This window comes from Bdellovibrio sp. BCCA, assembly GCF_037996825.1.
Taxonomy (GTDB): Bacteria; Bdellovibrionota; Bdellovibrionia; order Bdellovibrionales; family Bdellovibrionaceae; genus Bdellovibrio.
Window position 1 is genome coordinate 580,822 of sequence record NZ_JBBNAC010000001.1, and the last position, 16,021, is coordinate 596,842.

A 16,021-nucleotide genomic window follows, 5' to 3' on the forward strand; every position below is an offset into this window, starting at 1 on the left:
ATTCATGGCAGGATTTCGTATCACAGGCATGGCCTCTGGGCTCCCACCGAATATCGTCGATCAGCTGATGGATGCTGAGCGTATTCCTGTGAAACAAATGGAAGCCAAGAAGACTCAGCAAGAAGACAAGCTGAAACTTGTGGGTGAGTTGGAGACCAAGGTGAATGACATCACCAAAAATCTCTCAGAGCTGACTTCGACAAAAGGATTCATCGATAAGAAATTCTTAAGCGGTGATCCGAACGTGATTGATGGACAAGTGGACCCGCAAACGGCGGTGCCTGGAGATTACTCTTTGGAAGTTGTGCAATTGGCGCAAAAACCGGGAGCGATTTCGAATGGATTTCCGGATAAGAACGAAACGCAAATTGGTGTGGGTTACATCAAGTTTGATACTCCGGAGGGAGTAAAGGAAGTTTACATCAACGGTTCGAACTCAACATTGGAAGGCGTTGCGAAACAAATCAATGCTGCCAATGTTGGATTGACGGCTCAGGTGTTGGAAGACCGTAAGGATGCAGAAAATCCTTTTAAGATTATGATCTCGGGTCTTTCAACAGGAAATGACAACCAGGTTACGTTTCCAAAGATTTATCTTTTGGACGGGGATCAGGACATGTACTTCGAACAATCGCGTGAAGCTAAGAACGCGAAAGTGAAAGTGAACGGATTTGAAATTGAGCTTCCGGATAATAAAGCGACGGACATCATTCCGGGAGTGACATTGGATTTAAAAGCGGCAGCTCCAGGCCGTGAGATCCGTATGAGTGTAAAAGAAAATCTGGAAGTGATCAGCGGCAAAGTAAAAAGCTTTGTCGATGCTTACAACGCTGCTTTGGAATTCATTCAAAAGCAGAGCAAGTTGCAGGGCAGTGACGGAAAGAATCCGCGCTTGGGGCCTTTGGGCGGCGACGGAATGCTTCGCTCGGTGGAAAACAGCCTTCGTCGCGTGATTTTAAACCCGCAGATGGGTGTGGAAACTCCGATCCGTCGTATTGGTGAATTGGGAATTGAGTTTAACAGAAACGGTACTTTGAACTTTAGCCAAGACAAGTTCAACAAAGTATTGAACACAAATCCCGCAGGTGTTGCGGCCTTCTTCCGTGGAGATGGTTTTAACACAGGGTTTGTTTCTACTTTGAAAAGAGAAATTGGCAACTTGGTGAACGGACAATTCGGAACGATCTCAAATCGTAAGAAAGGTCTGCAAGACAGAATCAATCAGGCAAACACGCGGATTGAGACGAAGGAGCGCCAACTTGAAAGAAAAGAAGACAGCTTGCGCAAGAAATTCGCGGACCTTGAACAGAAGATGTCCGACATGAATGCGCAACAGGCGCGTGTGGCGGCAATGGCCTCCAAAGCGGGATAAGTGATTTGATTTTTTTAAGGATGTAGTGAGGGACTATGAACAAAAATGCTTATCAGAAATATAAGACCACCTCGGTGCAAAGTGCGAGCCGGGAAAAAATTCTTTTGATGCTTTATGAAGGAGCCATCAAATTCACGAAGCTGGCGATCAAAGCGGCTGAGGAAAAAAAGATCGCGGATCGCGGTATGAATATCGGTCGCGCTTTCGACATCATCATGGAGTTGAACAACACTCTCGATCACAAAGTGGGCGGGGACGTGGCGGTTCAGCTTGAACAGCTTTATATGTTCATGATGGAGCAATACACGAAAGCCAATATTTCTGGAGATCCGGAACCATTAAAGGCCAATCTGAAGCTGCTTCAGACGCTTTATGATGGATGGGTGCAAGCAGTTGAAAAATTGAAAAAAGAAACAGACGGCTCTGGGCAAAAAGCAGGCTGATTTACCACGGAGGGGAACATGACGAGAATTATCACCTTGTTGAACGAAAAAAATCATTACCTCGAAAAATTCTACTCTTTGAATGAAGTAGAATTGGCGAATTTTGCCCAAGGGCAATTCGACAACCTCGAGCATTTTTATCAAACGCGTGAAAGAATTTTGGACGTCTTAAAATACGTCGACGCGCAAATTGAAAAAGCTCATGGGGAAGTCGCGCAAGGGGGCCTGATTCAAGAATCTGAACGCCGTGAAGTGAAAGAAGCTTTGGCGATCAAGGATGAATACGTGGCGCGTATCATTGAGCAAGACATTCAAGTGCTGTCCTGCATTGAGATGGCGAAGAATTCCATCATCAAAGAATTGCAGGAAGTTCGTCGCGGTCGTCAAGCGGTTGGCGGTTACAAAAGCAAGACCTTCAATCAACGCTTGAACGAAGAGGTCTAGGAAAAATTTTCCTGACAAAATCATGACGGCGAGTTCAGCAAAAGAGTCAAACTGACGGGCTGAACTTGCCTCAGATTCAATAAAACACAAAAAGACCCATTGGCATCTGTGTTGCTCCTATAGAAATTTCGAGGGAGACAAATTCAGATGTTGGAAAATCAGATCGTTCAAAAGTCCAGTGATATTTCTGGAATCAATTCAAATGCCGAAGCTCATAATGTTGACGCTCAAAATGAAGTGACCGGCAGAGTTTACTTCGACCCGCAACAAGCGATCGCCGAATTCGAGGCAGAATCTCAAACGGAAAAAGAAGTCTCTATTACTGATGCGCGTGTAGCGACGTTCATCAAAAATGCCCGCGTGCTTATGAAGCATAAAGAAATTCCGTTGGCGATGAGCCTTCTCCGTCAAGCGAGCAATTTTGATTCGCGCAATCCTGTGACATTGGATTTATTGGCAACGTGCTTAGAACGCTCTTCTCGTGTTCAAGAGGCATTGATCGCGCGCAAAACTTTGATTGAAGTCGATTACGGTTTTGAAAGTCTTTATAAGTACGCAACGTCTTTATATAAGCTGGGGCGCGATCAAGAAGCTTTGGATAAATACTATGAAGCGTTGGCCGTGATCACGGAAGAAAACGATCAGCTTTTCGAAGTTTATAAGAACATGGGAAATATCTTCGTTCGCCAGGGCGATTTTGACGGTGCTGAAGAGTACTACAATAAAGCTTACACAATGAATTCGCAATCCGACGTGCTTCTTGTGAACTTCGGTACTTTGGAAGTTCAACGCAACGATTTCGACAAGTCTCTTTTCTGCTTCCGCAAAGCTGTTGAGATCAATTCCAACAACGACAAAGCGTGGGTGGGGCTTGCCATGGTTCACAACCAGTTTGGTGACAACGAACTGGCGTGGGCAAATATCGAAACGGCAATTGATATCAATCCGCAAAATAGAACAGCGGTTCATTTGGCAGCCAACTGGGGATTGCGTGATGGAAAAATTCAAAAAGCCATCGAGGCATTGCAATCTTATCTGGCGTCAGTTGAAGAAGACGAAGATATGTCTTTGGTTTTAATCAATCTGTTCTGTACAGCGGGGCAAGTTGATAAGGCTCTCCTTGAAATGGAAAGAGTTCTTTTGTGGAACCCGAATCACACCGAAGTTCGTAATCTCAAAAAGAAAATCCTTCAATCACAAAAGGCTGCTTAACTTATGTCGATGGTCACTTTTTCTGAAAATCACGAATCGTCTTTAATTGCTTTTGAAGCAGGTCAATCTTTGGCTTCTTTGCGTGATCCGCGCGGAGAAGGATTGAAATGGGTTTACTCTTTGGGAGTTATCCCGGCTTCCAACGTTGTTGTGGTGGGATTGGGTTCTGGATTTCATATTGCCGCTTTAGCGGATGTAGATCCCAATCTTAAAATCACAGTCGTGGAATCCAGAGAATCTTTGCTTCCCGTTTTTCGTTCGCAATTTCCGGAACTTGCCGACCGTGTTGAAGTCGTCATTGTGCAACAGGGACAAGATATCTTCAAAACAGATCTTTTTCAGGAAGTATTAGAACAAAGGTCTTATGTGCTTTCATTCCGTGAATGCTGGGGAGAGCAAGTGAATTTCTTCTCGGAGATTTTTGCTCACCTTACGGGTCGTACGACAGAATCGGTCAAATACCACTTTGAAGAGTTCGGTATCAATATGAAGGCTTTATATCTTCAGCAAAACAAGATGCTTTCTATTAAAGATGTTTTGCCTGTTGTAGAAGCATCGGTGATGCCAGAAAATAAAAAACAAATTTTCCGCGTTCTTGGGGAATTGGTGAAGTAATGAAAATTCTTGCCGTCTCATTGCTAAGATTGGGTGATATTATTCAGCAGGTTCCTTTACTAAAGGGCCTTCGCGAAAAAAATCCGCAAGCGGAAATTCATCTATTGCTCAATCGTCAATTTGCAAATGTCGAGCGCATCTTGGAAGGTGTCGTAGATAAGTACATCTTCTTTGACCGTGAGGCTTTGCAAAAAGGAATGGGAGAAGCTTCTTACAATATTCTGTGGTCTTACACTCAGGTGGAAAACTTGGTACAGGGACTCAACCAAGAAGCTTACGATACGGCGATCAACCTCACTCACAATAAACTGAGTGCATATCTTATCGGAGCTTTGAATATTGCCGATAAGCGAGGCCTTTACCAAGAGGACGGACGCTTTAAAGGACTTTCAAATCGTTGGATTCGTTATTTCAACGACCGTTTTTCCGGAAATCAAAAATCTTTATTTCATTACGTTGAACTTTTGGGAAATGCTTTTGATATTCCGGTGGGTCCTGCTACAGCCTTGGTGTCTCAAGGCTCCGGCTCTGCAACCCGCCGGTCCAAATTGGTTCTTTTGCAATGCCTTACCAGTGATAAGAAAAAGAACTGGGGCTTAGAAAAGTTTTTTCAGCTCAAACGCACAATTGAAATTTCATTGGTGGACTACGAGGTTCTGGTTTTAGGAGCTTCGTTTGAAAGGGACTCCTTATTGAAAGTTTTCTCTGAAAAAGATCTTTTGATCTGTGATCTTTTTGAAGCACGCAAACATTTGCAAAATGCAGCGTTGCTCGTCAGTGGTGACACAAGCATCAAACACATGGCGGCGCAAGCGGGGACCCCGATTGTAGAAATCGCTATTGGTAGCAGCGATCCCACGAAGACGGCTGCCTTTTCAACACAATCTGTTGTCCTAAAGACGGCGGCACCGTGTGCTCCTTGCAATCACTCACAGGATTGTTCGCAAAGCAGTCACATCTGCGCGGATGACGTCACCGTTGAACAAGTCTTTGGAGCTGTCTGGGATCAATTAAGCGGTGAAAAAATCGCTGAACGCAATTTCCATCATCAAATGGAAAGAGCGGTTTGGAGTCTTTTCTTAGATAAAAACAACAGCGCGGTGGAGCCGTTTTACGGTGAAGCTGCAGCAAATCTTCTAGAAAAAGTGTCAATCAACTCTTTGCAGGAAAACTCGGCAGTTTGGAACGCAAAGACGTCGTTGTACCGTTCGTGGTTAGCAAAGGCCACAGCGGCTTTGCCGGCTCGTGAAGTTTTGGCAACACACAGGACCTTTCAGTCCTCAGACATTGCCGAAATGATTCTTTGTGCCCAAGATATTCTCAAATCTAAAATGGACGACGCTGGTTACTTCCAATCCTTTGTGGAAGCCCTGCTTTCTCGTTTTAGTCAACCGGTGCAAATCTATGACCGTGTTCATGCAGCTTTGCAAGAGGTTGAAGAGTTACTAACGATTCGTGAAAATTTCACTCATCATTTGCAAACACTCTCCACGGAAGGAGCTTACTATGCAAAAGGAATTGGACAATTACCTATCAGTGGCTTTGAAGAGGCTGGAAAAAGCGTACAACGAAATCTTGAAGACGCAGAGTTATAATCAAGAAGCCGAGAGAGTGCAGCTTTTAAAAGAACTCGTAAAGGAACAAGTGAAGAATGAAAATTCTAGTAATACAACTCGCTAGACTTGGCGATATTTACATGACTTGGCCTGCGTTGCGCGCTCTTCGCCGCACGCATCCGAATGCCGAAATTCATTTCCTGACACGTCCTCGCTTCGAAGGCGCTGTTGAGGGGTTGACCGCTATTGACTGTCATAAGTCGTTGCCAGTGAGCACGATCTTAGCTCCTCTTGTGCAAGAAGATGCTGATATCGATACTTCTTTGGAAAGATTAAACGGTGTCATCGAAGATCTGCGTGCAGAAAACTATGATCACATCATCAATTTTACTTTTTCTCCGGTGTCGAGCTATCTGACCCATGCGATCAGTCAGCTGCACACGACAGTGACGGGATATTCTCGCTACAACGACGGCACTTTGTGTTTGCCTGATGAAGTGAGTTCTTATTTCTTTGCTCAAGTCGGAATTGGTAAAGCCAACCGCGTGCATTTGTCGGATGTCTTTGCTTCGATGTTAGATCTGCAATACACCGAAGAAGATTGGGCGGCTCCTCAGCTTGGCAATGCGGCGATCTCTTTGCCGGATTGTTATATGGCGGTGCATGTCGGTGCCAGTGAAAAGCACAAATCTTTAACTCCGCAAGCTTGGGGACGTGCGATTAATTATTTTGCGAAACGCTATCAAGGTTTACCGGTCGTTTTGATTGGTGCTCCTAACGAAATCGCGTTGGCAAATGAAATTCAAAACGCAGCTCCGGATGCGCATTTCGTAAATCTTGTAGGACAAACGAAAATTTCTGAACTCTTTTCTGTCATTCAAGAGGCGGAAATTCTAGTGGGTTGTGATAGTGCTCCGATTCACATGGCTTCATTGACGGATACTCCGACATTTAATCTGAGTATCGGAAATGTGAATTTCTGGGAGACGGGACCGAAAGCCACGCTTGGTTTTATCTATCGTATTGAAGATGAAACAAAATTGGTTCCTGAGCGTCTAGGCGAAATTTTAGCTATGTTGCTAGAAGGACAAGTGGCTCCCGAGCTTATCAATCGTAAAGGGGGTCTTGTCAGCTATGAAAGACCGGACACGGTTCTTGAGCGTTTTCAGTGGGACCTGGTGCAGGCTCTTTATTTGGGCGGCGCTTATCCCATGGCCGAAAGAATGGAAATTATTCAAGGAGCTATCCAGCTTCAGGACATCAATGCCTTTGCAATGGAGCAAATTGCTCTTGTACCTGAGAAAGGTTTGCAAATTATTGGGCCTTTATTGGATCGTGCGGAAGAAGTTATTCAAAATATTAGCCAGATGGTGCCCGAATTGAGTCCTCTTATTAGCTGGTATCAAGCGGAGAAAGTCCGCATTGGTCCAGGGACTTTAGAGGAAATCTGTACCGCTGCTTTGAATGTTCATGATCGTTGGGCTCGCCATTTGGAAGTCTACATTCCTCACGAAGCTCTTATGCAGGAAGAAGAGGGTGTCGATGGAACGCTTTAAAGTATCAGGTCAGGAACTTCGCAATTTTTATAAAGAGAACGTAGCATTGGGCCGTGTGTTCAGTGATATCGAACAGGATTTGCGTTCAACAAACCAAGTGGTGTGCCGTTACGTCATCAATGGTTTGGAAATCGCCGAGTCTGACGAAGCTCGTTTTTCGACTGTGACCTTGGCGGAAATTGAAACGCTGGAATACCTTACGGAAAACAGCCGTGACATCACAGCCATTGTTTTAAAAGGTTGGATCGAAGCATTGCCGGAGCTGATCGAGAGCACCGAACATTTGGCGCAAAGAATGCGCGCTCAAGGTTTGAGCGGTCTTTTAAAACCGATTCACGATCTTGTGCAAAACTGTGAGTTCCTTATCGACAGCACAATGACGATTAAGGCCACCATGGGCGATCAATTCTTGGTCGCTAGTCCAGTGAACTGGTTCAAGGCCGAAGAAGAGAGCAAAAAAACTGTGACCGAGGCTTTGCGCGCCTTGGAAAACAAGGATTTTGTTCTTTTAGCGGATGTCCTAGAGTATGATTTGAACAATGTTCTGCAAATGTGGTTAGATCATTTGCGGGTGTTGGAGAAGTCACTTCATGGGGAATACGCAGGGTCTCATATCGATTCCGAACAAACTGGATCCCATTCTATGGGTCGGAAACGTATCGCCAATTAGACTTCCGCATTTCTTCCCGTTTCAAAAGCGGGAAGTGGAAATTATTTTTAGGGCCTCGTGCGAAGAGGCCCTTTTGCTTTTAAAAACCCAGAAATTTTCCTCGATCTTAGTCCAGGACATTGGTGTGGGCGAAGGTTTGGAATTTTTAGTCCAAGCTCGTCTGTATCAACCTATGGCTCCCAGAATTTTAATTGCCGCTGATCTCACAGAACAAGAGGTGCGTGAGGGGATCAATAAAGCGCAGGTGTTCCGATTTATGCGCTGGCCTTTGAGTGAAAGAGAAGTATGGACACAGCTTGAAAATGCTTTGCAAAAGCATTCCACGTACTTGTCTCGTTCATTGCTTTTGAGAGAATCTTCGTATCAAAACAAACAGCTTGAAGCGTTGACCAATTCTCTTGAAGGAATGGTGGAAGAGCGCACGCAGTACATCGAGATGTCTCACCGTGAAGAAAGTGAAAAGCTCAATCGCGAAAGACAGCTTATTCGTTTTATTAAAGATCTCGCGACGCAAACTTCTTTTGAAGACATCTTGGGAATTTTAAGAAAAGAGTTGCGCAAGTTTCATAAAATGGGTGATCCGATCCTGGCGTATCGTTTGGGCGGTGGGAAGACTTTCTTTTTGAGTTTTCAGTTGGGGCATTTTACGCAGACTGAAACTATGACTCATTTCGAGTTTCCAAAAGCGGCGCAAGTTCCCAGTGCAGAGCTTGTGAGATACTTTGCCAATCATTTCGGCCGTCCTTTTATTAAAGCTTATGTTGTTCCGATGGAACTTCGTCTGACCAGTCACTTCGTTGGTGGCGAAGGTGAAGCCATTTTGTGTATTGAAAACTCCCTTTCCGATAAAGAGATGGGACCGTTTATCGATTTTATGGCAGACCGTATGCGCCCGCTCAGCATGGCTTTAGACCGTGTGCTTTTAGAGAATCAGCTTTCCAGTTTTTCATATCGGTGGGAAAAAACATTCGATGGTATGCGCGATCCCATTGCGATTGTGGATGTGGAATACAACGTGGTGCGCGCCAATCGCAAATTCACGGATAAGTTTTTGCAACATAAGTGTTACGAAAGTTTTGCGCATAAAAAATCAGTTTGCGAAGGATGTCCCGTGCCGCAAGCTTTGAAAGACGGTCGTCCACAAGCCGGGCAAATTCAAGTCGACGGTCGCGTGTACCAGGTGCACAGCTATCCGGTTTTGCTTGATCACGGCAGTCGTCCCACGAATGTTGTGAATCAATATGTGGATATCACGCAGTCGCGCGAGCTTTATTTGCAAATGCTTCAAAGTGAAAAAATGGGCGCGATCGGAATGCTCGCAGGAAATATCGCCCATGAACTTAATAACCCTCTGACGGGGCTTCGCTCTTTAACGCAAGTTCTTTTGCAGGAATCTCCGAAAGAGGGCAATTTGCACGCCGATCTTTTGGAAATTGAAAAGGCCACGGCACGTTCGCAAAGAATTATTAAAAATCTTCTCGATTTTTCAAAAGGGGAAGATCAGCCTTCGGAATACATCAGCGTTGATGAAGTGATCGAAAGAACTTTGCCGATGTTGAAATCGGCTTTGCGCCTGCACCGTTTGGAAGTGGATTTAGAAACTTTAGGCAGCAGTGTCTTCGTTGAGCCGCATCTATTACAACAAGTCGTGTTTAATCTGATTAACAATGCTTGTCAGGCAATGAAAGACCCAGGTCGTTTGCGTGTCGTGACAAAAGCGGAATCAGGAAAAATTTTGATTGAGATTGAAGACACGGGACCGGGCATTCCGCTTGAGATTCAACGACGCATCTTTGAACCTTTCTTTACGACAAAAAAAGAGGGACATGGAACGGGTCTTGGGTTAAGTATGTCTAAGTCCATCATTGAAAAATTCGGGGGCACCATCCAGTTTCGTAACGTGGAACCTCATGGCAGTTGTTTCACCATCGTGCTCCCACAAAAGCGTCCGGAGTAAGTTTTGAAAATTCTGATCGTTGATGATGAAGCTTTAGTTCGCCGCTCTTTAAGCCGTGCTTTAAAAAGCAAAGGCTATGATGTGATGGAAGCTGTGAATGGAACCGAAGGCTTGCAGTCCTGGAAAACATGGCATCCGGATTTGGTTTTTCTTGACGTTTTGATGCCGGGCTTGACGGGACCTGAAGTGCTGAAAGAAATCGGCGCTGAAGGAAACGCGAAAGTGATTTTGATGTCAGCGTTTTCTGGAGAGCACAATATGCAAACGGCTCAGCAGATGGGAGCCAACCTTTTTGTGCCGAAACCTTTTGAGGATATTTTCGCCATCGTAAAAATGGCTGAGGAATTGTTAGCATGAGAATTATCGCGGGCAAGTATCGTGGACATCAACTGGTGGCGTTTAAGGCGGATCATATTCGCCCGACCACAGACCGCGTGAAAGAAACGTTGTTTAATAAAATTCAGTTTCATATCGAAGGGGCTAAAGTTGTCGATCTTTTTTGCGGCACAGGCAACTTAGGGATTGAAGCTCTTTCCAGGGATGCAACCTTTTGCACTTTCGTGGAAAAAAATCCAAAGTCATTGACGATCACTCGTCAGAATTTGGAAAAGCTCAAGGTTCCCAGTGATCAGTATAAAATTATTAACATGGATGTGATTGCGTATTTGAAATCCTACAAGGGCGAAGCCTTTGATGTGATTTTAGCCGATCCTCCATTCACGGAAAAAATGGCTCACGCCGTAATGGAAGCTGCTAGTCAAAGCGAAGGTTTTGGCGCGCATACAATTATGGCAATCGAGTCTGAGAAAAAAGAACGCATGGAAGAGCGTTATGGCGCTTTGGTTCGTTATAGCCAAAAGGACTACGGGGACAAGTATCTGAATTTGTTCTGTCACGAAAGCGCTTTGGAGGAAGGCGAAAGCAATGAGTAAAATCGCGGTTTATCCTGGAAGTTTTGATCCGATCACGATGGGACATGTTGATATCATCAACCGCATTGCTCGTCAGTACGATCAAGTGATTGTTCTCGTGGCGCAGTCTTCACAAAAACAATCCATGTTCACAGCCGAAGAACGCAAAGCTTTGATTGAAAAATCTTTGTCGCATTTAAAGAATGTAAAGGTCGATATTTTTGGTGGACTCACTGTAGAGTATATGAAAAAAGCGAACTCACAGGTCATCGTCAGAGGCCTTCGCGCCGTGGTGGATTTTGAATACGAAATGACGATGGCAAATATGAACAGAAAGATCGCGCCGGAAATTGAAACTCTATTGGTGTTTGCAAGCCCCGAGTACTACTACATCTCTTCTCGTGGCGTGAAAGAGTTGGCCATTAACGGGGGCGCTTTAAAAGATCTGGTTCCTGAATGTGTGATCGATGCGTTAGAAAAGAAGATTAAAAAATAAAGGAGTGAGAGTTGATTCAGCTTTCAAAAAGAGCCCAAAATTTGAAGACCTCTCCAACATTGTTCCTGGTCGCCAAAGCTCGTGAGCTGGCTTCACAAGGACATGACGTGATCTCCCTCACTGTCGGCGAGCCTGACTGGCCGACATTCAAAGCTCCTTCGGATGCAGGTATCGAAGCTATCCAAAAAGGAATTACGAAATACACTCCTGCGAATGGCACGGTCGAACTTCGCAAAGCCATTTCTGAAAAAATTAAAACCGAGTTGGGATTTGATTATACGCCCAAAGAAATCACGGTTGCCTCAGGAGCGAAGTATATTATCTTCGCCGCCTTGCAAATGCTCTGCTCGCCTGGGGATGAAGTGATTGTCGCAACACCTTACTGGGTCAGCTATCCAACGATGATTGAATTGGCCGATGGCGTGCCTCACATTGTGGAGTGTGGTGAAGAGGAAAATTTCAAAATCACTCCGGCCTTGTTGGAAAAAGCGATCAACTCAAAAACGAAAGCGTTCTTATTTTGCTCTCCCAGCAATCCCACGGGACTTCAATATTCCGCTGAAGAATTGAAAGCTCTCGCGGAAGTTTTAAGAAAACATCCGCAGGTGGCGATTATTTCTGACGATATTTACAACCGCCTGGTTTTCGATGGCACCAAAGTGGCGCCGCATATTTTACAGGTGGCACCGGACTTACGTGATCGCACGGTTTTGGTGAACGGCGGGTCTAAAGCCTACTCGATGACGGGATGGCGTATTGGTTGGGCGGCGGGACCTGAAAGATTGATCACGGCGATGGCGGATTATCAAAGCCAGTCGACGGGATCTCCTTCGAGCATTTCACAGCATGCATTGCTTGCGGGTCTTAAAGTCAGCGAATCAGATATTTCTGAAGTGGTTCATAAATTAATCGCGCGAAAAGAATCCGGCATGAAAGAGCTTTCTTCCGTTTCGCATTTTAAAGTGGCGGAACCACAAGGAGCTTTTTATTTCTGGGTGGATATTCGTTCCTGCCTTGGCAAAACATACAAAGATCGTTTGATCCGCACTTCGAAAGATTTCTGCGATATCTTGCTTGAAACTTTTTACGTGGCGACGGTTCCAGGCGCTGAGTGCGGGACAGAAGGATTTATGCGTTTAAGTTTCGCCGTTTCTGAAGAGACTATGAAGCGAGCGATTGTGAGAATGAAAGACTTTGTAGGACAGCTCGTTTAGATGAAAAAACGGAATCTTTATTTTTTACTGATTGTGATCGCCGTTGGAATTTTATTTCTGATTTTGGGCGATGATGACTTTCAAGAAAAATGGGTTCCCCCATCCGTTCGCAAAAGTGTTTCAAAAAATATTGCGATCACTGCAGACACGGCCTCACAAGTTCAAGGTGGATCTTCTGAGGGGAATGAAGCCGCGAATGTTCCTAAAGTCAGCGCTGTCTTCATTCAGTGGTTTGAAAACGAAGCCCGAGATATGGAGAAATCCTCGATAGATCCGAAGGTCAAAGAGGCACAGCTTAAAGAAGCCGTTCAAAAGATGGAGCCTTTCGAAGTTCAGTTCCTTAAAGATACATCCTTAAATATGAAGGAATCCGCGAATAATCGCATTCTTGCAGTGTATTTGCTGACTTTGGCCCCTGAGGTGACGTCGGGGGCTTTGGGTGAAATCGTCGAAACTCCCTTGGCAATGCAAGGGGAACACCCCGTGCATTCTCCGGAAGAGACCTTGGCGGCTCAAGAAAAGTCTTTGCGTCGCATGGCGATCGATTCCTTGATTGAGCAGGCTCGTAAGGATGAACTCCGCCATGAGCAAGTAAAGAACATCATCAGTCAAATTACAGACCGCTCTTTGCGCGAATATGCGGAAAGAAGCTTTACCAAGCTCAAATAAGTAATAGCTGAGATTAAAGATATTTATAATAATTTTGTACTGCTGCATTATTAGTCTTTTTTCGTGATCTTTTGAATCTTTTGACTAAGATCCCCTGCAAGTTTTCATAACAGAGGGGAAATTATGAAAAGACTGGTTTTGCTATTAAGCTTTATCGTGGGCTTCACAGGTTCCACGGCTCTTGCAGCGGACTGCGTTTCTAAAGCAGAAATGTCAGAGATCGCTTCTCACTTCACACAATTCAGAAACCTTGCAAACAAAGATTTCTGTTTTGATGGTTCACAAACTTCGAACTTGATTGCCACAATCATGTTCATGAGAAAAACGGCTTTCGAAGCCGATATGCCAAAAAGCTCCGATGAACTTTTCTCAGGCCGTTTCTCACAAAGCTGGTACAACTACTTCATCGGTCGTATCGATGATCTTGATGTACAAAGCAGCTGTCCAAAAGGTGTAGGCGCTTACGTTTACGGTTTTGGTAACACCATGTACATCTGCCCAATGATGTTGACGGATGCCTTCTCGGCTTTGGATCGTGCGAGCGTGTTCATGCACGAAGCTCGTCACATTGACGGTTATCCTCACACAACATGCTCTCGTGGTGCCCGCAAAGGTTTGCAAGGCGCTTGCGACGTGCGTATTTCTGACGGTGGCTCTTATGCGGTGACTGTTGAAACTTACGCTCAGCTTGCGAAATACGCGACAGATCTTCATCCGGCGTTGAAAGCTTACTCTTTGGCGTCGGCTGTGACTTATGCGGATGAAGCGTTTGAAACTCCGGCACGTGTAGACCGTCAGGATGAGCTTCTTTTGATGAGCAACACAAAAGGTTTCTTCTCTTTGGATGTGACAAAGAGCAACCGTGTAGAAACTTTGGGTAGCACTCCAGCTTTGGGTCACATTGTGTCTCGTGCTCAGCACTTGATCTTGTTCCCTGAAGATAAAAATCTTCCTGCGGAATATCTCTTCACTAAAAATGAAGGCAAGATTTCTCAAGCGGCAGGGGAAGCGGCGATTGAGTACAACTCACAAACTCCGGCACAAAGAGCAGAGCTTGTTGACTTGCACATCGGTGCTCAATGGATGGCGAAAGTTTACGCTGATAAAGTGAAGTTCACATGTGATCCGCGCGCGGCGACTGTGAATGAGCTTCCAATGAATGGCGCAAAAGCCGTTGGCATCTTGTACGTGAATGGTTACGACCGTACGTCTCGTTTGAATTACTTGATGGCGGACGATGGCAACGTTTACGAATTCGGTTGCACAGAGTCTTTCAGACCGTTCCTACGCGCTTCTTCTATGAAGCTTGATAAGAACTTCAAACGCATCCACAAAGTGGGCAATATCGTTGTGGGTTTGACTTACGACGGTCACTTGTTCCAAATCGATGGACCGAAAACAACAGCGATCCAAACGGCGATCGACGGCCAAATCTATGAAATTGCGCCTCGTCAGTCTTATGGATTCTTTAATTCCGCAAACTAATTGGTTTGTACAATTCCGATAAGGGTTGAGGGCTAAGGCCCGGAACAAATAAAAAAGGCGAACCGAGTGTTCGCCTTTTTTATTTTTAATCTTTATCTTAGAATAGATTTCTGAAGAATGCGAAGATACGGGCAAAGAAACCTTCCTCTTTCAGAGGAGTGGCTTTGTCCACTGAGCTTGGCGCGCGATCATCAGCACACTGATATTGAATATCGATTGTACGGCCCGCTGGAACCGGCGTATCGAAGACCAAGTTCATACCCTCAATACGAGACTGCACAACACCAATTGTCGGCGTGATCGTCACAGTGAGGTTTCCGTTATAGGGAGCGCACTCCAACGGAACAGAACTCAAAGAATCTTGAATACGGTCAAAGAACAAGTTCATGTTCGCAGAAAAGTCAGAATCACAGATACTTCCAACACCACCACCTGTGAGGTTTGAAAGTTCGGCGTATTTAAATCCGTAATGGCTTTTGTAACCGCCGCTGTCTTGGGCTGATTTACAAGATGTATCGCCCGGTTTCACAATGATGGAGTTCACAGTAAAGCGGCGAGTGGCTCCGAATGTGTCTTTTACGTAATTCACAAATACATCCGGTTTGTCTTCATTTTCAAGAGGTTTAAGCTCGCCAGAGTAAACCTGTTGAGAAGCATCACCGCCGATACTTCTTTCGTCTTCGTCAGAGATAATGATGTAGGCGATCGCAGAGTCTGGACGATAACAGCCGCTATTTGGATTGTAACGGAGGTCACCATTGTAGACGTGACGGTAAGCTGCTTTGATGGCGCGTTCATCATCAGAGCCGATCCAACCTGCATTGATATAGTTGATGGTGTTTGTAAAAATCGAGGAAAGATTCGCAGTTCCTTTTTTAAGAACAATTCCTAAGCTTGAGGACGGAGTCGACGATTGCTGCCAGTAAATTGAGGCGCCCCAAGCAGTCGTATCTTTTGTAATTGGAAGTTCACGCGTCACCGTCGCACACATCTGCCAATCAATATTTGAATTTTGAAGCTTCGTCACAAACCCAGCAAGATTCGCCGCAAGCTTTTGGTTATCAGGCAACATGGAGTTGGAATCATCCACCACAAGAACGATATCAAGCTTATTGTTCGTCGCCGTCACCGTATTATTGTAGTGAACGTCACGCAAACTTGTCGGTGGAGTCGTTGTGGGAGTAGGAGTAGGGGTTGATTCCGGATCGACTTTGACGTCTTCTTCTGATGATGCTGAAAACTTCACAGGCCCGCAGGCAGACAACAACAACACCATCGCCAATACTGATGCACGGAACATACACACTCCCCTTTCATGCAGGATAGCACACCGTTTTTTGTGTACCAAAGCGGTCCGGGGTCTAGTCCTGATTTGAAACACCCGTAAATACAGGCATTCCCGGCATTTTAAGACCTAGGTC

At 45.1% G+C, this 16,021-nt stretch carries 16 protein-coding genes; 15 read left to right on the forward strand and 1 reads right to left on the reverse strand.

What is annotated here, in order from left to right; all coding sequences use genetic code 11:
- Positions 1-4: 4 nt before the first annotated feature.
- From fliD to AAAA78_RS02985, 15 genes are all read left to right on the forward strand, one after another.
- Positions 5-1,372 (forward strand): flagellar filament capping protein FliD, encoded by a 1,368-nt coding sequence (gene fliD / locus AAAA78_RS02915; RefSeq protein ID WP_295903251.1) that lies wholly within the window; start codon positions 5-7, stop codon positions 1,370-1,372.
- A gap of 35 nt (positions 1,373-1,407) precedes the next feature.
- Positions 1,408-1,815 carry a flagellar export chaperone FliS gene (gene fliS / locus AAAA78_RS02920; protein ID WP_295903247.1) on the forward strand — a complete coding sequence of 136 codons (408 nt, stop codon included), beginning with the start codon at positions 1,408-1,410 and terminating at the stop codon, positions 1,813-1,815.
- Positions 1,816-1,833: 18 nt separating this feature from the next.
- Positions 1,834-2,259 (forward strand): hypothetical protein, encoded by a 426-nt coding sequence (locus AAAA78_RS02925; protein ID WP_340590216.1) that lies wholly within the window; start codon positions 1,834-1,836, stop codon positions 2,257-2,259.
- Positions 2,260-2,406: 147 nt separating this feature from the next.
- Complete coding sequence (locus AAAA78_RS02930) at positions 2,407-3,471, forward strand: tetratricopeptide repeat protein (protein ID WP_340590217.1); 1,065 nt, start codon at positions 2,407-2,409, stop codon at positions 3,469-3,471.
- A 9-nt stretch (positions 3,472-3,480) separates the two neighbouring features.
- The gene (locus AAAA78_RS02935) at positions 3,481-4,086 is read left to right on the forward strand and encodes a hypothetical protein (protein WP_340590218.1); all 606 of its coding nucleotides are present in this window, start codon (positions 3,481-3,483) and stop codon (positions 4,084-4,086) included.
- Positions 4,086-5,681, forward strand: a complete 1,596-nt coding sequence (locus AAAA78_RS02940; protein WP_340590219.1) for a glycosyltransferase family 9 protein — start codon at positions 4,086-4,088, stop codon at positions 5,679-5,681. The genes AAAA78_RS02935 and AAAA78_RS02940 overlap by 1 nt, the downstream gene beginning before the upstream one ends.
- Positions 5,682-5,737: 56 nt before the next feature.
- Positions 5,738-7,198 carry a glycosyltransferase family 9 protein gene (locus AAAA78_RS02945; protein WP_340590220.1) on the forward strand — a complete coding sequence of 487 codons (1,461 nt, stop codon included), beginning with the start codon at positions 5,738-5,740 and terminating at the stop codon, positions 7,196-7,198.
- Complete coding sequence (locus AAAA78_RS02950; protein WP_340590221.1) at positions 7,185-7,868, forward strand: hypothetical protein; 684 nt, start codon at positions 7,185-7,187, stop codon at positions 7,866-7,868. Before AAAA78_RS02945 ends, AAAA78_RS02950 begins: the two co-directional genes overlap by 14 nt.
- 73 nt (positions 7,869-7,941) lie before the next feature.
- A complete protein-coding gene (locus AAAA78_RS02955; protein ID WP_340590222.1) occupies positions 7,942-9,825 on the forward strand; it encodes an ATP-binding protein in 1,884 nt (627 codons plus the stop codon).
- Between the two features lie 3 nt (positions 9,826-9,828).
- Entirely contained in the window at positions 9,829-10,182 is a 354-nt protein-coding gene (locus AAAA78_RS02960; RefSeq protein ID WP_340590223.1) for a response regulator, read from the forward strand.
- A complete protein-coding gene (rsmD, locus tag AAAA78_RS02965; protein WP_340590224.1) occupies positions 10,179-10,757 on the forward strand; it encodes a 16S rRNA (guanine(966)-N(2))-methyltransferase RsmD in 579 nt (192 codons plus the stop codon). The genes AAAA78_RS02960 and rsmD overlap by 4 nt, the downstream gene beginning before the upstream one ends.
- Positions 10,750-11,232, forward strand: a complete 483-nt coding sequence (coaD, locus tag AAAA78_RS02970) for a pantetheine-phosphate adenylyltransferase (RefSeq protein WP_340590225.1) — start codon at positions 10,750-10,752, stop codon at positions 11,230-11,232. Before rsmD ends, coaD begins: the two co-directional genes overlap by 8 nt.
- Before the next feature lie 11 nt (positions 11,233-11,243).
- Entirely contained in the window at positions 11,244-12,446 is a 1,203-nt protein-coding gene (locus AAAA78_RS02975; RefSeq protein ID WP_340590226.1) for a pyridoxal phosphate-dependent aminotransferase, read from the forward strand.
- Positions 12,447-13,115 carry a hypothetical protein gene (locus AAAA78_RS02980; RefSeq protein ID WP_340590227.1) on the forward strand — a complete coding sequence of 223 codons (669 nt, stop codon included), beginning with the start codon at positions 12,447-12,449 and terminating at the stop codon, positions 13,113-13,115.
- 123 nt (positions 13,116-13,238) lie between these two features.
- Positions 13,239-14,600 (forward strand): hypothetical protein, encoded by a 1,362-nt coding sequence (locus tag AAAA78_RS02985; protein ID WP_340590228.1) that lies wholly within the window; start codon positions 13,239-13,241, stop codon positions 14,598-14,600.
- A 97-nt stretch (positions 14,601-14,697) separates the two neighbouring features.
- Here the strand turns inward: AAAA78_RS02985 and AAAA78_RS02990 are convergent, their stop codons facing one another.
- Entirely contained in the window at positions 14,698-15,900 is a 1,203-nt protein-coding gene (locus tag AAAA78_RS02990; protein WP_340590229.1) for a hypothetical protein, read from the reverse strand.
- Between the last annotated feature and the right edge of the window lie 121 nt (positions 15,901-16,021).